The organism is Pseudomonas mandelii (assembly GCF_024138395.1).
GTDB lineage: Bacteria > Pseudomonadota > Gammaproteobacteria > Pseudomonadales > Pseudomonadaceae > Aquipseudomonas > Aquipseudomonas mandelii_E.
On sequence record NZ_JAMYDU010000034.1, the window covers coordinates 1 to 19,895 of the forward strand.

Genomic DNA, 19,895 nt, shown 5'->3' on the forward strand with positions numbered 1-19,895 from the left:
CTGCGTTTTGCGCCCGTATCCATTGCACCTTCCTGATAAGAAGTCAGAAGGTGTAAACCTTATTCAGGACGAGACAGCGAGCACAAAAAAGCCCCTGAACCTTTCGATTCAGGGGCTTTTTGATTTTGCTGTCTGGCTTACGACCTGGACTCGAGCGGAACCGTATTTTATTGGAGTTCTTTCGATATCGTTGGATCAGGAAAAAACATTCCAACACGAGCATTTGAGTCGTCTCGCTGCCAGCCGCCTCCCAATGCTTTGAACGTGGCCACTGCAGCGCGAGCCGATTCAATTTGTGCCTGGGCTCTGCCATCAGATGCCGCTAGGAGATGTTCATCGGCATCCAGCACTTCGATCAAGCTGACCACGCCTTTTTCATAGGCGGCAAACGACGTCGCTCTGGCTTTCGCATACGCCGACTCGCCCTGGGCGAGCTGGGTCGATTGTTGCTCGCGGTTGATCCGTGCCGAAACAGCGCTTTCCACATCTTCGCAGGCTCGCAGAACGGACTGGCGGTAAGCGGCCAAGGCTTCGGCTTCCTGGCCCTTTGCCAAATCAATCTGGGCGTTGATGCGGCCAAAATCGAACAGCCGCCAGCGTAATCCCAGTGCCGCCGAAGCCTGACTGGCGCCGTTGCTGAACAGGTTTGCGCTGGATACCGATGTAGCGCTGCCGAGCAGCGCCCCCACAGACAGTTTGGGGTAGTACTCGGACATGGCTTCGCCGATGCGCGCGCTGGATGCCGCAAGCCGGCGCTCAGCGACGATCAAGTCTGGACGCCGACGCAGCAGGTCGGCCGGAGAGCCCATGTAGGCGAGACCGGGCACATCAGGGATGGGCGCCGGCTTAGTCAACTGCGCGCTATAAGTGCCCGGTGCCTTGCCCAGCATGACATCCAGCGCGTTCATTGCCGCGTCAAGGCCAGCTTGCAGTACCGGCACGGTGGCCTGCGCTTGATTCAGCGCGCCTTGGGTCTGGTTCAACTGCAATTCAGCTGCCAGGCCTTTTGCGTAGAGGTGTTCGATAGTGGTGAGCAGTTGTTGTCGCGTGTCTACTTGATGCCGGGCAATTTCCAGGCGTGCTTGAAGGCCACGGATGCTGATGTAAAGATCGGCTGTCTGCGCAACCACTGCCAGGCGTGTGGCAATCGCTCCGGCTTGCGAGGCCTGATAATCGGCGAAGGCGGCTTCTTTACCTCGGCGCAGCCCGCCAAACACATCCAGCTCCCAGCTGGCATTCAAGTTCGCCTCATAGGCACTGCCGTAGCGATTATAGGAAGGGTCTGAATTCAGCACTTGGCCCAACGGAGTCTCCAATGACTGATGGGCCCGGGCCGCTTGACCGTTGACGGTAGCCGACGGCAGGAGAGCTGCGTTAGCTGCGCCCAAACCGGCGCGAGCCCGCTCGATCCTTGCGCTTGCCTGGGCTAAATCGAGGTTCTGTTCAAGTGCTCGATTTATCAGCTGACTGAGTATTGGGTCATTAAATGCGTTCCACCAAGCGGCGAGATCGGCATTGGCGGCGCCCAGTTGTCGTGCCTTGGACGTTTGCGCCGAGAAATGCTCGGGCAATTCCATACTGGGTTCTGAGTAGTCGGGGCCCACTGCGCAACCTGCAACCATACCCAAACACAGTAAGACGGCGAAACGAGGAGGAGGGGGCATGCGGCACCTACGAAAGGGTCGGTTTGTGACGATATTACAATTTGGTCACAAGTTGTCAACCATCTTTGGGATGAGTAAGCTGTTCGCATGAATCAGTCATCAGTTTCTTCGCCCAGCGCCCGTGGCCCAGCCGATCACGACATTCGAGATCAGATTGTTGCGGCGGCCAACGAACATTTCAGTCAGTACGGTTATGGCAAAACAACGGTGTCTGACCTAGCCAAGGCCATCGGTTTTTCCAAGGCTTACATCTACAAGTTCTTTGAATCCAAGCAGGCGATTGGTGAAGCAATCTGTACAAATTGCCTGACTGAAATCGTTGCAGCTGTGGAGCAGGCCATCAATGCAGACGGCCTCTCGCCGACTGAACGTTTTCGGCGCCTGGTCAAAACCTTAATCGCTACAGGTGTGAGTCTGTTCTTTAACGACCGTAAACTCTATGACATCGCAGCGTTCTCCGCGTCGGAGCGCTGGCCTAGCTCGCAAATCTATGACGCTCAGATCAAGAGCTTCGTGTTGCAAATCGTGCGTGAGGGGCGAGAACTCGGCGAGTTTGAACGCAAGACACCGCTGGACGAGACGGTAGAGGCGATTCATCTCGCTCTGCGGCCCTTCATCAATCCTCTGCTATTGCAGTACAACCTCGATCTTGTTGAAGAAGCCCCTTCTCTCATCTCCAATCTTGTTCTGCGCAGCCTGATGCCTTAAACCATCTGCTGATGGATGCGCTGTGCATCCGTCTCAACGTGCGCGCCTGAAAAACGGGGATCTTCAACCTTTCTGCGTTGCTCTGATCAACAGGGCGACGTTGATTTGTCTAAATGGTGACTATTGACATAATTGGTCACTTGAATAAGCATGAGGCATCCGCTACTAAGAGGTCTCTATGATCCAGCGCCACCACCTGTCATTAATTTTCATTGGCTTGTTGCCGTTTGCCCTGACGGCCTGCAACGAGGCCACGCCTGCAGATCCTCGTCTCCAGATGCCCTTGGTGCGCATCGGCGTGGTTCAACCCGCCGCGCCTGCGGCACGGGTATTCACCGGTATCGTCGCAGCTCGAGTTCAGAGCGATCTCGGTTTTCGGGTGTCAGGGAAAGTCTTGGAGCGCTTGGTGGACGCTGGGCAGAGTGTCAAACGTGGGCAGCCACTCATGCGCATCGATGCCAACGACCTGACGCTGACCGCGCGGGCACAGCAGGAAGCAGTACTGGCCGCCATGGCCCGAGCTCGGCAGGCCTCCGATGACGAGCTTCGCTACCGTGATCTGGTGTCCGTCGGAGCGGTATCTGCTTCAGCTTACGCAGGGTTCAAAGCAGCTGCCGACTCGGCGAAAGCCCAACTCAACGCTGCCCAGGCCCAGGCTGATGTGGCGAAAAACGCCACCGGTTATTCGACGTTGCTGGCGGATGCTGACGGGGTGGTAGTGGATACCTTGGCGGAGCCTGGGCAGGTAGTTGGCGCAGGGCAGGTGGTGGTACGCGTTGCCCATTCAGGGCAGCGCGAGGCCGTGATCCAGTTACCCGAGACGCTACGTCCTGCACTGGGCTCGGCGGCGACGGTTGAGCTATATGGCCAGCACCAGACTGCAGGTAAAGCGCGTTTACGCCAGTTGTCCGACTCTGCCGACCGACAGACCCGAACGTTCGAAGCGCGTTATGTGCTGGAGGGGGCGCTCTCCAACGCCACACTGGGTTCGACGATCTCAGTGGTTATCGCTGACACGGATGTTGCTGATGCCAAGGAATTACAGGTGCCCATGGGGGCTCTCCACGACGCCGGTAAAGGCCCGGGGGTCTGGGTGGTGGGCGGGGAACCTGAGCAGGTGGCATGGCGCCCGATCAAGGTTCGCGGCCTGAATAATGAGGCCAGCGTGCGCGTGACGGGTGATCTGCAGGTGGGTGATCGTGTTGTCGCATTGGGTGCTCACTTGCTGAGCGAGGGAGAGAAGGTCAGGACTGAACTTGCCGATGCTCCGCAAAATTCAGTGGTTGAGGTGAGTCGATGAGCGGCTTCAATCTTTCGGCGCTGGCAGTGCGCGAGCGCTCAATCACCCTGTTTTTGATCCTGCTGATTTCTGTGGGTGGGTTATATGCCTTCTTCAAACTGGGGCGTGCGGAAGATCCCGCATTTACCATTAAACAAATGACGGTAGTCACTGCCTGGCCTGGGGCGACGGCCCAGGAGATGCAAGACCAGGTGGTAGAAAAGCTGGAAAAACGCATGCAGGAGCTGCGTTGGTACGATCGGACCGAGACCTTTACCCGGCCCGGCTTGGCATTCACTACGGTATACCTGCTCGACAGCACGCCGCCCTCAGCCGTCCAGGAGGAGTTTTATCAGGCGCGCAAGAAAATTCTGGATGAGCAGAAGGGATTGCCGCCTGGGGTGATCGGCCCGATGGTCAATGATGAGTATTCCGATGTCACCTTCGCCCTCTATGCGCTCAAGGCCAAGGGCGAGCCGCAACGTCTGTTGGTGCGCGAAGCCGAGAGCTTGCGCCAGCGTCTGCTGCATGTGGCGGGTGTGAAGAAGGTCAACATTATCGGTGAACAGGCCGAGCGCATTTTTGTCGAGCTGTCCTACGAGCGTTTGGCGACACTGGGCATTTCCGCACGAGACATCTTCAGTGCGTTGAGTGCGCAAAACATGATAACCCCGGCAGGTTCGGTAGAAGCGAAGGGCCCACAGGTTTTCATCCGCCTGGATGGCGCGTTTGATGACCTGCAGAAGATTCGTAATACCCCACTGACGGTGCAGGGCAGAACGCTCAAGTTGTCCGATGTGGCTGAGGTCAAGCGTGGTTATGAGGACCCCGCGACGTTTCTGGTGCGCAACAACGGCGAGCCGGCCCTGTTGCTCGGCGTGGTCATGCGCGACGGCTGGAACGGCCTGGATCTGGGGAAGTCGCTGGACGCTGAGGCCACAGCGATCAACGAGCAGATGCCTTTGGGCATGAGCCTGACCAAGGTCACGGATCAGGCGGTGAATATTGGCGCCTCCGTCAACGAGTTCATGGTGAAATTTTTTGCTGCCCTGGGCGTGGTGCTGCTGGTGTGTTTTCTCAGCATGGGCTGGCGTGTCGGCGTTGTGGTCGCCGCAGCGGTGCCGCTTACCCTGGCGGCCGTGTTCATTGTCATGGCGGCCACGGGCAAAGACTTCGATCGAATTACCCTGGGCTCGTTGATTCTGGCGCTGGGGCTGCTGGTGGACGATGCAATCATTGCCATTGAAATGATGGTGGTGAAGATGGAGGAGGGCTACGACCGAATCAAGGCCTCCGCTTATGCCTGGAGCCACACGGCCGCGCCGATGTTGTCGGGGACGTTGGTGACGGCGATCGGCTTTATGCCCAACGGTTTTGCCAAGTCGACCGCTGGTGAGTACACCGCGAACATGTTCTGGATCGTTGGCATTGCGTTGATCACTTCCTGGGTGGTGGCCGTGGTGTTTACACCTTACCTGGGCGTCAAACTGCTGCCGCAGATCAAGGCGCCTGAAGGCGGGCATACGGCGATTTACGGAACACCGAACTACCAGCGTTTCAGGCGCCTGCTGGGCAGCGTGATCCGCCGCAAAGGCCTGGTGGCGACATCCGTCGTGGGCTTGTTTGTTGTTGCGATTCTGGGCATGGGCGTGGTCAATAAGCAGTTCTTCCCAACGTCCGACCGACCTGAGGTGCTGGTTGAGGTGCAGATGCCTTACGGCACCTCTATCGAACAGACTGATGTGGCGGCGGCCAAGGTTGAGGCGTGGTTGGCTCAGCAGCCAGAGGCCAAGATCGTCACCGCTTACATTGGCCAGGGCGCGCCGCGCTTCTACTTGGCGATGGCCCCTGAACTACCCGATCCATCCTTCGCAAAAATCGTCGTCCTGACCGCGAATCAGCAAGAGCGTGAGGCGCTCAAGCTCCGCCTCAGACAAGCGGCGGCCGATGGCTTGGCGCCTGAGGCCCGGGTGCGGGTGACGCAGTTGGTATTTGGTCCTTATTCACCGTATCCGGTGGCTTTTCGGGTGATGGGCGCCGACCCCGCGGTGTTACGAGATATCGCCGCGCAGGTGCGTGCGGTCATGACCGCCAATCCCATGATGAGGACCGTAAACACCGACCTGGGCGAGCGCACACCGGCGCTTCATCTCACGCTGGATCAGGATCGCCTGCAAGCATTCGGCTTGACCTCGACCGATGTCGCGCAACAGCTGCAATTCCTGCTCACGGGGGTGCCTGTCACCGAGGTGCGTGAGGACATTCGCTCGGTGCAGGTGGTGGCTCGCTCGGCGGGTGAAACGCGTCTGGATCCGTCGAAAATTGCCGCCTTCACGCTGACCGGCGCCCAAGACCAGCGCGTGTCCCTGTCCCAAGTAGGGGCGGCGGATGTGCGCATGGAAGAGCCCATTCTGCGACGTCGTGATCGTACGCCGACGATAACCGTGCGCGGTGACGTGGCTGAAGGTCTTCAGCCTCCCGATGTCTCCAATGCCTTGATAACGCAGTTGCAGCCCATCATCGAAAAACTGCCGGCGGGCTACCGCATTGAGTTTGCCGGCGCAATCGAGGAGTCAGGTAAAGCAAACAAGGCATTGCTGCCGTTGTTCCCGATCATGATCGCGCTGATGTTGCTGACCATCATCATTCAGGTGCGCTCGATGTCGGCAATGATGATGGTGTTTGCCACCGCGCCTTTGGGCCTGATTGGTGTGGTGCCAATTCTGCTGCTGTTCCAGCAGCCGTTCGGGATCAACGCCTTGGTGGGACTGATTGCCTTGTCAGGGATTCTGATGCGTAACACCCTGATCCTCATCGGCCAGATTCACTCCAATAAGCAAGCCGGCCTGTCGCCTTACAACGCCGTGGTCGAAGCCACTGTGCAGCGCGCGAGGCCCGTGATTCTCACGGCGTTGGCGGCGATGTTGGCGTTCATTCCTCTGACCCATTCGGTGTTCTGGGGAACGCTGGCCTACACCCTGATTGGCGGTACGTTTGCCGGCACAGTGCTGACCCTGGTGTTCCTGCCAGCGATGTACGCCCTCTGGTTCAAGATCAAGCCTGAGCCCGCGCATGAACTTGCAGTGAGCACTCATGTTGCTTGAGGCATGGGCCGGATTTACTACCATTCAAGTCCGCGCAGTTTTATTTATAGGCCGATTACAGTGGGTGGTTCATAGGTGCGCAACCTGAGCGCTGTCTTATGAATAAGTACTAATTTATGATGCTGCATCAATAAATTTGGAAACGGCATCATGAGTACACGTTCCGACCTCCTGACCAGTGCTGAGATCCTGTTGCGTACCAAGGGCTACGCAGCCTTCAGCTATGCCGATCTGGCGGAAGACATCGGTATCAAGAAGGCGAGTATTCACCACCACTTTCCCACCAAGGAAAGTCTGGCGATTGCCATCGTTGAGAGTTATCTGTTCCGGTTCAAGAATCAGCTGGAATGCATCAATGATGAAAATACCGGCATTATCGATCGGCTCAATGCCTTCGCCTCGATGTTCGCACAAAGCAGTAAAAACGCGATGCTTCCGCTCTGCGGCGCTCTGGCGGCGGAACTGCTGGCTTTGCCTGAAAGCCTGAAGGAGTTGACGCGGGACTTTTTCGAAATCCATCTCAATTGGCTTCAGGCCAATATCGTACTGGGCCAAGCGGCAGGGGAACTCAAAGCTGAGCTGGACGGCGTGAAGGTTGCCAGGTTCATCTTGAATACGTTGGAAGGTGGCAGCTTTGTATCTTGGGCGCTGAGCGACAATTACGAACAGTCTTCTGGATTTGATTTCATTTTAGATGGACTTCGGGTTATCGAAACGCCTCACTAAGGTTCAATCAGCTTTTTTCTGCGTCATAAAACGACCGATTCTGCCCCTGCGGGCTCGGTCCGTTTTCCCGCCTCGTAAGTGGTTTCAGCCACTTAGCTCACGCTTTCTGATCTAGTCTCGCATTTGGATTGCGGATACCTATCCATGTCTGCACTTTCGGTGTGTGACCCACAGTTATCCTATCGGTTGAAGCTGTTTTTTGGGCGATTGGTTATAAGGAAAATAGTCTCTTGATAGCTTACCTACTAGTTGGTAGGCTTGTTTCTCTCCGGGCCAAAGGCCCAGTCCATCCGAAGAGGAACGAACACATGAGCAACAACCTGAATGGTATCGATGTCGCCGCACTCCAGCAGTTTGCCCAAGGCGTTGCTGAGGATGCGATCAAGCGCCACGCGAGTTTCAACGTAAAGACTCAGTGGAAAGGCCAGACTCGCTCTGTGGCCAAAGTCAATCGCTACAGTCTGGCCGGTGAAACCTATTCGCGGGATTTCGAAATCGTCGCCGATGAGCCTAATGAATTGCTGGGCCAAAACACTGCGCCTAATCCTCAAGAGCTGCTGATGGCCGCTCTCAACGCCTGCATGTCGGTCGGTTATGCCGCCAACGCCGCGATGATGGGTATCAAGATTCACAGCCTGGAAATCGAAACGGACGGCACCCTTGACCTGCGAGGCTTTCTGGGCCTCGACGAGAGCGTCAACCCAGGTTACGACGAAGTAAGCGTGATGATTCGACTGCACACCGACGCCTCCCGTGAGCGCGTTGAAGAGCTGCATAAAGTGGTGCTCAAAACCTCGGTCAACTATGCCAACTTCTCGAAAGCCATCCGCATGGTGCCAACCCTCGAAGTGCGTGAGGGCTGATTCGCTCGTTTCAAAGAGATTTAAACCTTGCCTGCACCAGCAGGCAGCCAGCCCACCGTGGTGCCGACACTAATTAGTTCGGGATAACCGGAGTCTGCAATGAACGATTTTTTCAAAGGTAAAAAACTGCTAGTTGTCGGCGGCACTAGTGGCATGGGCCTGGAAACGGCCCGCATGATACTCAAGGCAGGCGGCAGCGTGGTACTCACCGGCAGCAAGCAAGACAAGGCCGAAGCGGTGCGTCACGAGCTGAGTCCGCTGGGCCCTGTGTCGGTGATCGTCGCTAACCTGATGACTGAAGAAGGCATGAATTTCGTTCGTAAGGAAATCAATGCCAACCATAGCGATATCAGCCTGATGGTGAACTCCGCCGGGATCTTTATTCCCAAGCCGTTCACCGAGCACGATGAGGCCGAGTACGACATGTACCTGTCTCTCAATCGTGCGACCTTCTTCATCATTCAGGCCGTGGTCAAGAACATGCTGGCCGCCAAGCTTGAAGGGGCAATTGTCAACGTCGGCTCCATCGGTGCACAGGCTGCATTGGCAGGTTCGCCAGCCTCTGCCTACTCCATGGCAAAGGCAGGTTTGCATGCGCTGACACGCAACCTGGCAATTGAGTTGGCTCACTCGGGTATTCGGGTCAACGCTGTCTCGCCAGGGATCGTTCACACCTCGATCTATGAGGGGTTCATGGACAAAGAGGCGATCCCGGAAGCGATGAAGTCGCTGAACGATTTCCACCCGTTGGGACGAGTCGGCGTTCCCGAAGACGTCGCGAACACCATCCTGTTCCTGCTGTCGGACAAGACGTCTTGGGTGACCGGCGCAATCTGGGACGTGGATGCTGGAATTATGGCCGTTCGGGCCTGACCACTGTGTCGAGCGCGGTCTGACGAAAGCTCCTATCGCGGGAGCTTTCACGCCTTCACTCAGTTCAAGTGAAAGAAGTCTGGCCGCAGGAGTCTTGAATGTCGATCCCGACAAATTGATTTCTTTGAGTACAGGACGAGTCATGCAAACTTCTTCAAAAAAATATGCAGTGGATATCTGGTCTGATTTTGTTTGTCCTTGGTGCTGGGTAGCCAAGCGTCGATTCGAGCAGGCGCTCGATAAATTTGCGGAAAAAGACAATGTACAAATCAACGTCAGGGCCTATCGTCTGGCGGCGAATCACGCGCCAGAGCCTATGATCGCTGCCCTTAAACGCAAGCTCGGCAATCCGGATTCCGCTATCGCGATGATGAACACCGTCAGTAAATATGGTCGGGCCGATGGGCTTGATTACCGCTTTGACAGCATGCTGTTTGGCGATACCGCAGATGCCCATGTACTGGTCAAGGCGGTTGCGGACGAAGTCGTTAAAAAACGCTTGGTCGAGGCGTTGTATGAGCAAAGCACCTCCCATGGTCAGTCGCTGTTTGATCGCGGCAGCCTGGAGGCCATAGCCAAGGCAGGCGGTGTTTCGGACGCGTTAATCCAGCGGGCGTGGTCATCCGTTGAATTGCGCGAAGAGATGGAGGAAGACGAACATATCGCCGCGCAACTAGGTTCGGGCGTGCCTTTGTTTGTATTCGATAATGCCTTCTCGTTGTCCGGTGCTCAGCCTGAGGCTGCCTTTCTTGAAGCGCTGAACAAGATGCAGGAGAACTCGAAAGTCGAAGATGACGCATTCAGCAGTCAAGTCTGCGGCATAGATGGCTGCAAAATTTGATCAGCAGAAGCGGTGCGGCACTGGGTTGTGCCGCCCTTCATCCATATTGAGAGCGAGATCCAAATGAGCCGTATCGTCGAGTTGAGTGCTCAGCAGTTCGCACGCTTTGTGGCCAAAGGCAGCAGCGTCGTGCTGTTTTCAGCGTCCTGGTGCAAGCCGTGTCAGGAGATGAAGCCGGTCTTTCATGCTTTGGAAGAAAAGCTTCACTCCCGGGCGGCTTTTGCAAAGATTGATGTGGCGGTATCTCCGACGATCGCGCAAATGTACGGTATCCGAGCGGTGCCATCCTTGGCGGTTTTCCATGAGGGGCGGCTGCTGCGGGTCATGCCCGGATCCCGTTCAGTTGGAACAATTAAAAAAAACATTCTTGCGGAGTTGGAAGAGGCGATTTAACCGAGCCTTCTCCATCTGCGGTCAGGCTGATCAGCCTGGCCTTTTTTTTCATCCATCGAGTGTGGATTTGCCCCTGACCAGTTATCGATGGGATGAGCGCGGTCTTCGTTGAAGTCTTCCGCTAACAGCGCGTTGGCCCGTTTGTAGGCGTCATATTTGAACTCAGTATCATTCACCGGCGGTGCGGCCATTTCTTCCAGCATTTCCTGGGTTCAGGCGACGGAATCGATCCACTCGTTCCACGACAAATCGCGAGTTCATTCAGAACGAAAAAACTCTCTGGTCGTTGGGGATGAAGATGCCCAACGACCAGAGAGTCGCTTTTTGGGGGTGGACCCCTTTACTTACCTGCTTGCAGTTTCAATACGTCCTGCGCAGTCACGGGTTCGGCAGCGATTCCCCAATCTCCGCTTTTGACCTCTTCGAAGATGACCCAGGTGAGGGCGCGCATGTTTTCCCCTTCCACAGACACCATGGCGTCCGTCACTTTCTGGATGACTTCGGCTTTCTGCTTGTCGGTAAAAACGCCTTCAATACCTTTGATGGTAACGAGAGGCATGGTGTGCTCCTTAATGTCTGAAGTGGGCGGTGGTGAAGCAGCGAATAATCAGGCTTTGGCTGCAACGTATTCCGGGTAGTCGGTGTAACCCTTGGCAATACGATCGCTGACACCGTAGTAAGTCGCGCGATCACCCTCTGCCAGTGGCCAGCCGTTCTGCATGCGCTCCACCAAATCGGGGTTGGCGATGTAGGCCGTACCGAAGGCGATCAAGTCAAGTTCACCTTTAACCAGTTCCGACTCAGCGAGGGCTTGGTTAAACCCACCGGCGGCCATCAAGGTGCCCTTGTAGGCTTCGCGGAACGCGGTGCCGAACCCCAGCGGCGTTTCAGCGGCGACGATGGTTGGTTGGTAGTTCAGGTGGACGTAGGCCAGTTCGCGTTCATTAAGCGCTGCCGCCATGCTCATCCAGGTTTCTGCTTCACCTTCGTACACACCAAAGTCATACAGGCGGCCAAACGGCGAGAACCGTACGCCAATCTTCGAGCCGCCGATTTCGGCAGAAATCGCGTCAAGGGTTTCCAGCAGAAAGCGTTGGCGATTGGCGATCGAGCCACCGTACTGGTCGGTACGGGTGTTCAAGGCGCTGCTGAGGAACTGATCGAACAGGAACCCGTTGGCAGCCATGATTTCGATACCATCAAAACCGGCCGCCATCGCCATACGCGCAGACTTCACAAAGTCAGCGATGACACGTTTCACTTCTTCCGTTTCCAACGCACGAGGCACGCTGGGTTGCACAGCGCCGGATTCGCCAGGCTCGATCCAGGCATACACCGTGGTATCGACCGCCGGCTGGGTACCCGAAGAAACCGGAACCATGCCATGCACCGAAATATGGGACATACGGCCAACGTGCCATAACTGCGCGAAGATCTTCCCACCCTTGGCATGCACCGCCTCGGTGACCTCACGCCAGCCGGGCAAGTGTTCGTCGGCATAAATACCTGGGGTGTACAAGTAGCCACGGGCTTCGTCGGAAATCGGCAGGCCTTCAGTGATCAGCAGGCCAGCAGAAGCACGCTGTGCGTAATACAGCGCGGTGAACTCATTAGGGATGTTGTTTAGTGTCCGGGTGCGGGTCATGGGGGCCATGACGACCCGGTTTTTTAGCGCAGTACCGGACAGATCGTAAGGGGTGAGCAGCTTATTCATGATGAGTCTCGAAGTCGTTAGCAGGTTGAAAGTCAGCGTTTGATTTACGATTTATCGAATGCGTCCAGCACATGTGTGCTGTACACCAACGCGGCACCGGCGTTCATGTTGATTGCCACGCTCAGTGCTTCGGCGACTTCTTCACTGGTAACGCCAAGTTTCTTGGCTTCGGCGGCGTGGAAGGCGATGCAACCGTCGCAGCGGGTGGTCACGGCCACGGCGAGGGAGATCAGTTCCCGGGTCCTCGCGTTCAGGTGATTGGTCTTGCCGCCGGCAGCGCCAAGCGACGCCATGCCTTTCATTGTTTCCGGAGACAGGCCGTTTAGTTCTACCAAGCGGGTATTGATGTCCTTGCGGGTTTGCTTCCAATCGTGCATGGGATTCTCACAGAGATGGTGTTGATTACAGTTATTTAGAACTGTTAACAAGCTACCATCCAGTTGGTAGGCAATCAAAGTGCTCGTACCGATTTTCACTATTAACGCAATCGAAGGTATTGATAATTTGCTCCCATGCAACAGGAAAATCGCTCCATCGGCATGACATGACTGGACTGTTGATTGTCGGAGGCTGCGCTGGCTGACGGGACTTGGCGCCGCGAGATCCTGAGTCGGGTGAAGGCAGTGATGCGACCAGGCCGTGCCTGCCTGACTGTCAGGCAGGCAGGCAGGTGCAATCCATTCCGTGGGCTTCGGCACCATCATCTGCTGTCACGCCGGTATCACGAGGGGAAATGCCTCAATGTCTTGACGAGTTGGCTGCAGCAGTGGTGGGAGCGCATGAAATGGTCAAGTGGATAAGTTGCTGCAGAACAGCTAGGAGGGGGTGTGAATTGTCGCAGTAGGCTGTGTCTCGCGCATGATGCTCTGTAGGTAGTTTTGTACCCTTAAAGCAATGTCTATCTCAAGGTACCCACCGGAATCCGACAGAACGCCAAAACGAAAAAACCCGCCAGAAGGCGGGTTTTTTGGTAGTTTCAGAGATTTTGAAAGCCTTCTCTGGAACCTTGTCTGGCTCCACGACCTGGACTCGAACCAGGGACCCAGTGATTAACAGTCACTTGCTCTACCAACTGAGCTATCGCGGAATGGCGTCTATGTTACTGATTCAAAAAGAGAAGTCAAGCCTCTATTGGCAGCTTGATGTTTTCATCGGATCAGAGGGAGTTATCAGCCATTGGCGGTTACCAGAATCGCGGTAGAGGTCTACCATGGTCGCCCGGAAGTGGTGACACGCGCTGCCGGCCCTCAGCCGAAAAGGTACGCGCCATGAATCACCCAAGCCTCACACCAGAAAACAGCGGGGTGTTCGCATGAGCATCGCTCAGATCAGCCTGCCCAAAGGCGTTGGCCCGCACGCCGAGAAATTGTTCGACGCCATTACTCAGGCCAGCACCGCTGACGAATTGAACCGCGCGGGCGGCAAGGCCGAAGGTTTTGTTTTGGGCCTGGAAAGCGCCAAGGCGATCAAAAGCCAGGTAGCCGAGTCGCTTTATGTGGCCTATGACGACGCAGCCAGCCAGCGCGCGAGCGAACTGGCCTAACCGCCGAAGGTAATGGTGCCGAGCATTAGCTTGGCGTACAGCATCGTGGCGGTCAGTTGCACCAGCCACAACGCCAGGCCGCCCAGGAACACGCCTGCAGCCACTTGCAGCACCAGGTTGTTACCGCGCTTGGCCGAGGAGCGGGGCACGAAATGGTCCAGCTCGTCGCGATCGGCGCGTAGGTCATCGTTTTTCATGTCGTTTCTCAAGAATTCTCGGGTTTACTCATAACCTGTGGGAGCGGGCTTGCCCGCGATAGCGGTCGATCAGCTAACATCAATGTTGAATGTGATGGCCTCATCGCGGGCAAGCCCGGCTCCCACAGTGGGATGGTGTGCAGTCTAGAGTGACCGGTCGCCGAACTGGGAATTATCAAAGACAAATAAAAAACGGGAAGCCACATGGCTTCCCGTTTTCACATCATGCGACCATCAGATCACCTGAACGATGGCCTTGGTCACGGCTTCGATGTTGTTCTGGTTCAGCGCGGCAACGCAGATGCGGCCGGTGTCCAGGGCGTAGATGCCGAACTCGCTGCGCAGGCGGGTTACCTGCTCAACTGTCAGGCCGGAGTAGGAGAACATGCCGCGCTGGCGACCGACGAAGCTGAAATCACGCTGTGGAGCGTTTTTCGCCAGCAGGTCGACCATCTGGGTGCGCATGCCGCGAATCCGCAGGCGCATTTCTGCCAGTTCTTCTTCCCATTGGGCGCGCAGTACCGGGCTGTTCAGCACGGCGGCGACGATGCTTGCACCGTGAGTCGGCGGGTTGGAGTAGTTGGTGCGGATCACGCGTTTGACTTGCGACAGCACGCGCGCGCTTTCTTCTTTCGATTCGCTGACGATCGACAGGGCGCCGACGCGCTCGCCGTACAGCGAGAAGGATTTGGAGAACGAGCTGGAAACGAAGAAGGTCAGGTCCGACTCGGCAAACAGACGCACGGCAGCGGCGTCTTCATCGATACCGTCACCAAAGCCCTGGTAGGCCATGTCGAGGAACGGCACGTGACCTTTGGCCTTGACCACTTCCAGCACGTTTTTCCAGTCCGCCGGGCTCAGGTCCACGCCGGTCGGATTGTGGCAGCAAGCGTGCAGCACAACGATGGAGCCGGACGGCAGGGCGTTCAGGTCTTCCAGCAGGCCGGCGCGGTTAACGTCGTGGGTGGCGGCGTCGTAGTAGCGATAGTTCTGCACCGGGAAACCGGCGGTTTCGAACAGCGCGCGGTGGTTTTCCCAGCTTGGGTCGCTGATTGCCACGACGGCGTTCGGCAGCAGTTGCTTGAGGAAGTCGGCGCCGATTTTCAGCGCGCCGGTACCGCCGACGGCTTGGGTGGTGATAACCCGGCCAGCGGCGATCAGCGGCGAATCATTGCCAAACAGCAGTTTCTGCACAGCCTGGTCGTAGGCAGCGATGCCGTCGATCGGCAAGTAGCCACGGGAAACGTGTTGAGCGGCGCGAACCGTCTCGGCTTCGACAACGGCGCGCAGGAGTGGAATTCGCCCCTCCTCGTCGCAGTAAACACCGACCCCCAGGTTGACCTTGTTGGTACGGGTATCGGCATTGAATGCTTCGTTGAGGCCCAGGATTGGATCGCGTGGTGCCATTTCGACAGCGGAGAACAGGCTCATTATTGCGGCGGCTCTGAATGGAGTGTGGAGGGACGTGTAGCGCTCCAGCCGAATGCACTAGAGCGGTGCACAAACGGGGAGCTAGTATAGAGGCCATCAGCGATTGAAGGCGACAGGCGATTCGGCTTTTACGGTAAGTTTTTCCAATTATTTTTCGATCGTTGGTCGAGCGGTGTCATCAAAGGTTTTATCCGATGTAGGGCGTTTGCCTTGAAAGCGAGGGCAATCGGCTCCACATTGAGCGCAATCCAGTTTTTTCCTCGGGCGACATCGGTCGTTTGCGGTCTTTTTCGTTGCTGTCCGGTTTGTCCGGGCAGGCGCGAATCCAGAGGTATGTATGTCTGAATTCCAGCTAGTCACCCGCTTTGAGCCCGCCGGCGATCAGCCGGAAGCCATCCGCCTGATGGTCGAGGGCATTGAGGCCGGGCTGGCGCACCAGACGTTGCTCGGTGTGACCGGCTCGGGCAAGACCTTCAGCATTGCCAACGTGATCGCCCAGATACAGCGCCCGACACTGGTGCTGGCGCCCAACAAGACTCTGGCCGCGCAGTTGTATGGCGAATTCAAGGCGTTCTTCCCGAACAACGCCGTTGAATACTTCGTGTCCTATTACGATTATTACCAGCCCGAAGCCTATGTGCCGTCATCCGACACTTTCATCGAGAAGGATGCCTCGATCAACGACCACATCGAGCAGATGCGCCTGTCCGCGACCAAAGCGCTGCTGGAGCGCAAGGACGCGATCATCGTCACCACGGTGTCCTGCATCTACGGTTTGGGCAGTCCGGAAACCTATTTGAAGATGGTGTTGCACGTCGATCGCGGCGACAAGCTCGACCAGCGTGCGCTGCTGCGTCGCCTGGCCGACCTGCAATACACCCGCAACGACATGGATTTCGCCCGGGCGACCTTCCGGGTGCGCGGCGATGTGATTGATATCCACCCGGCGGAATCCGATTTCGAGGCAATCCGCATCGAGTTGTTCGATGACGAAGTGGAGAGCCTGTCCGCCTTCGACCCGCTGACCGGTGAAGTCATCCGCAAACTGCCGCGTTTCACCTTCTATCCGAAGAGCCACTATGTAACGCCGCGTGAAACCCTGCTCGAGGCCACCGAAGGGATCAAGGTCGAATTGCGGGAGCGCCTGGAATACCTGCGTTCCAATAACAAACTGGTGGAAGCTCAGCGACTGGAGCAACGCACCCGTTTCGACCTGGAGATGATCCTCGAACTGGGCTACTGCAACGGCATCGAAAACTACTCGCGCTACCTCTCGGGCCGTGAGTCCGGCCAGGCGCCACCGACGTTGTTCGATTACCTGCCGGCCGACGCCTTGCTGGTGATCGACGAATCCCACGTCAGCGTGCCGCAAGTTGGCGCCATGTATAAAGGTGACCGTTCCCGTAAAGAGACGCTGGTGGAGTACGGTTTCCGTCTGCCGTCCGCGCTGGACAACCGGCCGATGCGTTTTGACGAGTTCGAAAGCATCAGCCCCCAAACGATTTTTGTCTCGGCCACGCCGGGCAATTACGAAGCGGAGCACGCTGGCCGAGTGGTCGAGCAATTGGTGCGACCGACTGGCCTGGTGGACCCGCAAATCGAAATCCGTCCGGCGTTGACTCAGGTCGACGACTTGCTTTCGGAAATCACCAAGCGCGTGGCCCTGGAAGAGCGGGTGCTGGTTACCACGCTGACCAAGCGCATGTCCGAAGACTTGACCGACTACCTGGCCGACCACGGCGTGCGCGTGCGTTATCTGCACTCGGACATCGACACCGTGGAGCGGGTGGAAATTATCCGTGATTTGCGTCTTGGCGTTTTCGATGTGCTGGTAGGGATCAACCTGTTGCGTGAAGGCCTGGACATGCCGGAAGTCTCGCTGGTGGCGATTCTTGACGCCGACAAGGAGGGCTTCCTGCGTTCCGAGCGCTCGCTGATCCAGACTATCGGCCGGGCGGCGCGCAACCTCAATGGGCGGGCGATTCTGTATGCGGATCGCATCACCGGTTCGATGGAGCGGGCGATTGGCGAAACCGAGCGTCGTCGCGACAAGCAGATCGCCTTCAACCTGGCCAATGGTATTACGCCGAAGGGGGTGTTCAAGGACGTCGCCGACATCATGGAAGGCGCGGTCGTGCCGGGTTCGCGCAGCAAGAAGCGCAAAGGCATGGCCAAGGCCGCCGAGGAAAGTGCCAAATACGAGGCCGAACTGCGCTCGCCGAGCGAGATCAGCAAACGCATTCGTCAGTTGGAAGAAAAGATGTACCAACTCGCCCGCGACCTTGAATTCGAAGCCGCGGCGCAGCTGCGCGACGAAATCGGCAAGTTGCGGGAGCGGTTGATCGTGGTTTGAGATATGCAGTGAAGGGTCGGGCCTCATCGCGGGCAAGCCCGCCCCCACAAGGATTGAGGGTATTCACACCATATGTGGCCACCTACGGATCCTGTGGGAGCGGGCTTGCCCGCGATGAGGCCCGACGGAACACTACAAATATCAATTGTGCACTTCCCAAGCCTTCAGCCCTGCCTGCAACCTCCTAGTAGCTCCCCCAATGCAATATTGGCTTATATGCCCTGCTGACTGGAGCCGGGCAGCTATCGCCTGTTACCATTCGCCGCTTATCTGATCTTCGCTTTTATTCTTTTCGAGACATGCCATGACCACCGTCCGCACTCGCATCGCGCCATCGCCTACCGGGGACCCCCACGTAGGTACCGCTTACATCGCTTTGTTCAACTACTGCTTTGCCAAGCAGCATGGCGGTGAGTTCATCCTGCGGATCGAAGATACCGACCAACTGCGTTCGACCCGCGAGTCCGAACAGCAGATTTACGACGCCCTGCGCTGGTTGGGTATCGACTGGAGCGAAGGCCCGGACGTCGGTGGCCCGCACGGTCCTTACCGTCAGAGCGAGCGCGGCGATATCTATCAGAAGTACTGCCAGCAACTGGTCGACATGGGGCATGCCTTCCCGTGCTTCTGCACCGCCGAAGAATTGGACCAGATGCGCGCCGAGCAAATGGCGCGTGGCGAAACTCCACGTTACGACGGCCGTGCGCTGTTGCTCCCTGCGGATGAAGTCGCGCGCCGCCTGGCCGCCGGCGAGCCACACGTCATTCGCATGAAAGTGCCGACCGAAGGCGTGTGCGTGGTGCCTGACATGCTGCGTGGCGACGTCGAGATCCCGTGGGATCGCATGGACATGCAAGTGCTGATGAAGACCGACGGTCTGCCAACGTACTTCCTGGCCAACGTGGTCGATGACCACTTGATGGGCATCACTCACGTTTTGCGTGGTGAAGAGTGGCTGCCATCGGCGCCGAAACTGATCCTCTTGTACGAATACTTCGGCTGGGAACAACCGCAGCTGTGCTACATGCCGCTGCTGCGTAACCCGGACAAGAGCAAGCTGTCCAAGCGCAAGAACCCGACCTCGGTGACGTTCTACGAGCGCATGGGCTTCATGCCGGAAGCGATGCTCAACTACCTGGGCCGCATGGGCTGGTCGATGCCGGACGAGCGCGAGAAGTTCTCGCTGCAGGAAATGGTCGACAACTTCGACCTGCAGCGCGTCTCTCTCGGCGGGCCGATTTTCGACATCGAGAAGCTGTCGTGGCTCAACGGCCAATGGCTGCGTGACCTGCCAGTGGAAGAGTTCGCCGCTCGTTTGCAAAAGTGGGCACTGAACCCTGAATACATGATGAAGATCGCACCGCACGTGCAAGGCCGGGTTGAAACCTTCAGCCAGGTCGCGCCGCTGGCCGGCTTCTTCTTCGCCGGTGGCGTGAACCCGGACGCCAAGCTGTTCGAATCCAAGAAGCTCTCGGGCGATCAGGTTCGTCAGTTGATGCAGTTGATTTTGTGGAAGCTGGAAAGCCTGCGTCAGTGGGAGAAGGACAGCATTACCGCGACGATTCAGGCGGTGGTCGAATCTCTGGAATTGAAGCTGCGTGACGCCATGCCGCTAATGTTCGCCGCAATCACAGGCCAGGCCAGTTCGGTGTCGGTGCTCGACGCGATGGAAATCCTCGGTCCGGACCTGACCCGTTTCCGTCTGCGCCAGGCTATCGACCTGCTGGGCGGCGTATCGAAGAAGGAAAACAAGGAGTGGGAAAAACTGCTGGGCAATATCGCCTAAACGGCGTTTGACTCTGTAGGAGTTGCCGAAGGCTGCGATCTTTTGATCTCGATCTTCGGCGCTTCTCCCGAATTTACGGGGGAGGGCGGTAAGTGATTGTTATGGCGACAAAAAATTTTGAAAATTGTTAAAAATAAGTTTGACAGCCTTCCGATGCGCCATTAAGATTCGCCCCGTCCTCAGCGATGAGGGGCTATAGCTCAGCTGGGAGAGCGCTTGCATGGCATGCAAGAGGTCGACGGTTCGATCCCGTCTAGCTCCACCAATTTACACTTCAAGGTCTGGCCACACCGGCCTTGAAGCGATCAACACTCAGCGTTGATCTGTTGTATAGAAGGGTTTGCGTCCCCTTCGTCTAGTGGCCTAGGACACCGCCCTTTCACGGCGGTAACAGGGGTTCGAGTCCCCTAGGGGACGCCA

18 protein-coding genes and 3 tRNA genes are annotated in these 19,895 nt (G+C 57.1%); 13 read left to right on the top strand and 8 right to left on the bottom strand.

Features of this window, described 5'->3' with window-relative positions; all coding sequences use genetic code 11:
• Positions 1-167: 167 nt before the first annotated feature.
• Positions 168-1,664 (bottom strand): efflux transporter outer membrane subunit, encoded by a 1,497-nt coding sequence (locus NHU87_RS26505; RefSeq protein ID WP_253553979.1) that lies wholly within the window; start codon positions 1,662-1,664, stop codon positions 168-170.
• A gap of 87 nt (positions 1,665-1,751) precedes the next feature.
• Between NHU87_RS26505 and NHU87_RS26510 the strand changes: the two genes are divergently transcribed.
• The 8 genes from NHU87_RS26510 (at position 1,752) to NHU87_RS26545 (ending at position 10,451) form a co-directional block, all read left to right on the top strand.
• Entirely contained in the window at positions 1,752-2,372 is a 621-nt protein-coding gene (locus NHU87_RS26510; protein WP_253553982.1) for a TetR/AcrR family transcriptional regulator, read from the top strand.
• A 178-nt stretch (positions 2,373-2,550) separates the two neighbouring features.
• Entirely contained in the window at positions 2,551-3,672 is a 1,122-nt protein-coding gene (locus NHU87_RS26515) for an efflux RND transporter periplasmic adaptor subunit (protein ID WP_253553986.1), read from the top strand.
• On the top strand, positions 3,669-6,755 hold the full coding sequence (locus tag NHU87_RS26520) for an efflux RND transporter permease subunit (RefSeq protein WP_253553989.1): 3,087 nt from the start codon (positions 3,669-3,671) through the stop codon (positions 6,753-6,755). Before NHU87_RS26515 ends, NHU87_RS26520 begins: the two co-directional genes overlap by 4 nt.
• A gap of 150 nt (positions 6,756-6,905) precedes the next feature.
• The gene (locus tag NHU87_RS26525; protein WP_253553991.1) at positions 6,906-7,481 is read left to right on the top strand and encodes a TetR/AcrR family transcriptional regulator; all 576 of its coding nucleotides are present in this window, start codon (positions 6,906-6,908) and stop codon (positions 7,479-7,481) included.
• A 308-nt stretch (positions 7,482-7,789) separates the two neighbouring features.
• The gene (locus tag NHU87_RS26530; RefSeq protein ID WP_253553993.1) at positions 7,790-8,344 is read left to right on the top strand and encodes an OsmC family protein; all 555 of its coding nucleotides are present in this window, start codon (positions 7,790-7,792) and stop codon (positions 8,342-8,344) included.
• A 99-nt stretch (positions 8,345-8,443) separates the two neighbouring features.
• Positions 8,444-9,217, top strand: coding sequence for an SDR family NAD(P)-dependent oxidoreductase (locus NHU87_RS26535; RefSeq protein WP_253553995.1), 774 nt, complete (start codon positions 8,444-8,446; stop codon positions 9,215-9,217).
• 142 nt (positions 9,218-9,359) lie between these two features.
• Positions 9,360-10,058: a DsbA family oxidoreductase gene (locus NHU87_RS26540; RefSeq protein ID WP_253554094.1), complete on the top strand. Its 699-nt coding sequence runs from the start codon at positions 9,360-9,362 to the stop codon at positions 10,056-10,058.
• A gap of 63 nt (positions 10,059-10,121) precedes the next feature.
• Positions 10,122-10,451, top strand: coding sequence for a thioredoxin family protein (locus NHU87_RS26545; RefSeq protein WP_253554008.1), 330 nt, complete (start codon positions 10,122-10,124; stop codon positions 10,449-10,451).
• Here the strand turns inward: NHU87_RS26545 and NHU87_RS26550 are convergent.
• The 5 genes from NHU87_RS26550 to NHU87_RS26570 form a co-directional block, all read right to left on the bottom strand.
• A complete protein-coding gene (locus NHU87_RS26550; RefSeq protein WP_437180860.1) occupies positions 10,448-10,654 on the bottom strand; it encodes a hypothetical protein in 207 nt (68 codons plus the stop codon). The two genes, NHU87_RS26545 and NHU87_RS26550, sit on opposite strands and share 4 nt — an antisense overlap.
• A gap of 137 nt (positions 10,655-10,791) precedes the next feature.
• Positions 10,792-11,010, bottom strand: coding sequence for a tautomerase family protein (locus tag NHU87_RS26555; RefSeq protein WP_253554011.1), 219 nt, complete (start codon positions 11,008-11,010; stop codon positions 10,792-10,794).
• 48 nt (positions 11,011-11,058) lie between these two features.
• A complete protein-coding gene (locus NHU87_RS26560; RefSeq protein WP_253554014.1) occupies positions 11,059-12,165 on the bottom strand; it encodes an alkene reductase in 1,107 nt (368 codons plus the stop codon).
• 44 nt (positions 12,166-12,209) lie between these two features.
• A complete protein-coding gene (locus NHU87_RS26565) occupies positions 12,210-12,542 on the bottom strand; it encodes a carboxymuconolactone decarboxylase family protein (RefSeq protein WP_253554016.1) in 333 nt (110 codons plus the stop codon).
• A gap of 634 nt (positions 12,543-13,176) precedes the next feature.
• A tRNA-Asn gene (locus NHU87_RS26570) sits at positions 13,177-13,252 on the bottom strand.
• 225 nt (positions 13,253-13,477) lie between these two features.
• Here NHU87_RS26570 and NHU87_RS26575 point away from each other — a divergent pair.
• Complete coding sequence (locus NHU87_RS26575; protein WP_253554018.1) at positions 13,478-13,708, top strand: hypothetical protein; 231 nt, start codon at positions 13,478-13,480, stop codon at positions 13,706-13,708.
• On the opposite strand, the gene NHU87_RS26580 is transcribed toward NHU87_RS26575, so the two are convergent.
• On the bottom strand, positions 13,705-13,905 hold the full coding sequence (locus NHU87_RS26580) for a hypothetical protein (RefSeq protein WP_007905992.1): 201 nt from the start codon (positions 13,903-13,905) through the stop codon (positions 13,705-13,707). The genes NHU87_RS26575 and NHU87_RS26580 overlap by 4 nt on opposite strands.
• A 234-nt stretch (positions 13,906-14,139) precedes the next feature.
• The gene (locus tag NHU87_RS26585; RefSeq protein ID WP_253554020.1) at positions 14,140-15,336 is read right to left on the bottom strand and encodes an amino acid aminotransferase; all 1,197 of its coding nucleotides are present in this window, start codon (positions 15,334-15,336) and stop codon (positions 14,140-14,142) included.
• A 337-nt stretch (positions 15,337-15,673) separates the two neighbouring features.
• On the opposite strand from NHU87_RS26585, the gene uvrB reads away from it, so the two are divergent.
• The 4 genes from uvrB (at position 15,674) to NHU87_RS26605 (ending at position 19,895) form a co-directional block, all read left to right on the top strand.
• Complete coding sequence (uvrB, locus tag NHU87_RS26590; protein WP_253554022.1) at positions 15,674-17,689, top strand: excinuclease ABC subunit UvrB; 2,016 nt, start codon at positions 15,674-15,676, stop codon at positions 17,687-17,689.
• A gap of 304 nt (positions 17,690-17,993) precedes the next feature.
• Positions 17,994-19,475, top strand: coding sequence for a glutamate--tRNA ligase (gltX, locus tag NHU87_RS26595; protein WP_253554024.1), 1,482 nt, complete (start codon positions 17,994-17,996; stop codon positions 19,473-19,475).
• Between the two features lie 189 nt (positions 19,476-19,664).
• A tRNA-Ala gene (locus NHU87_RS26600) sits at positions 19,665-19,740 on the top strand.
• A 79-nt stretch (positions 19,741-19,819) separates the two neighbouring features.
• Positions 19,820-19,895: transfer RNA gene (locus tag NHU87_RS26605), tRNA-Glu, on the top strand.

Excerpts from the sequence above, each read along its gene's own strand:
- NHU87_RS26505 (WP_253553979.1), bottom strand. The coding sequence starts at position 1,664 with ATGCCCCCTCCTCCTCGTTTCGCCGTCTTACTGTGTTTGGGTATGGTT.
- NHU87_RS26510 (WP_253553982.1), top strand. The coding sequence starts at position 1,752 with ATGAATCAGTCATCAGTTTCTTCGCCCAGCGCCCGTGGCCCAGCCGAT.
- NHU87_RS26515 (WP_253553986.1), top strand. The coding sequence starts at position 2,551 with ATGATCCAGCGCCACCACCTGTCATTAATTTTCATTGGCTTGTTGCCG.
- NHU87_RS26520 (WP_253553989.1), top strand. The coding sequence starts at position 3,669 with ATGAGCGGCTTCAATCTTTCGGCGCTGGCAGTGCGCGAGCGCTCAATC.
- NHU87_RS26525 (WP_253553991.1), top strand. The coding sequence starts at position 6,906 with ATGAGTACACGTTCCGACCTCCTGACCAGTGCTGAGATCCTGTTGCGT.
- NHU87_RS26530 (WP_253553993.1), top strand. The coding sequence starts at position 7,790 with ATGAGCAACAACCTGAATGGTATCGATGTCGCCGCACTCCAGCAGTTT.
- NHU87_RS26535 (WP_253553995.1), top strand. The coding sequence starts at position 8,444 with ATGAACGATTTTTTCAAAGGTAAAAAACTGCTAGTTGTCGGCGGCACT.
- NHU87_RS26540 (WP_253554094.1), top strand. The coding sequence starts at position 9,360 with ATGCAAACTTCTTCAAAAAAATATGCAGTGGATATCTGGTCTGATTTT.
- NHU87_RS26545 (WP_253554008.1), top strand. The coding sequence starts at position 10,122 with ATGAGCCGTATCGTCGAGTTGAGTGCTCAGCAGTTCGCACGCTTTGTG.
- NHU87_RS26550 (WP_437180860.1), bottom strand. The coding sequence starts at position 10,654 with ATGCTGGAAGAAATGGCCGCACCGCCGGTGAATGATACTGAGTTCAAA.
- NHU87_RS26555 (WP_253554011.1), bottom strand. The coding sequence starts at position 11,010 with ATGCCTCTCGTTACCATCAAAGGTATTGAAGGCGTTTTTACCGACAAG.
- NHU87_RS26560 (WP_253554014.1), bottom strand. The coding sequence starts at position 12,165 with ATGAATAAGCTGCTCACCCCTTACGATCTGTCCGGTACTGCGCTAAAA.
- NHU87_RS26565 (WP_253554016.1), bottom strand. The coding sequence starts at position 12,542 with ATGCACGATTGGAAGCAAACCCGCAAGGACATCAATACCCGCTTGGTA.
- NHU87_RS26575 (WP_253554018.1), top strand. The coding sequence starts at position 13,478 with ATGAGCATCGCTCAGATCAGCCTGCCCAAAGGCGTTGGCCCGCACGCC.
- NHU87_RS26580 (WP_007905992.1), bottom strand. The coding sequence starts at position 13,905 with ATGAAAAACGATGACCTACGCGCCGATCGCGACGAGCTGGACCATTTC.
- NHU87_RS26585 (WP_253554020.1), bottom strand. The coding sequence starts at position 15,336 with ATGAGCCTGTTCTCCGCTGTCGAAATGGCACCACGCGATCCAATCCTG.
- uvrB (WP_253554022.1), top strand. The coding sequence starts at position 15,674 with ATGTCTGAATTCCAGCTAGTCACCCGCTTTGAGCCCGCCGGCGATCAG.
- gltX (WP_253554024.1), top strand. The coding sequence starts at position 17,994 with ATGACCACCGTCCGCACTCGCATCGCGCCATCGCCTACCGGGGACCCC.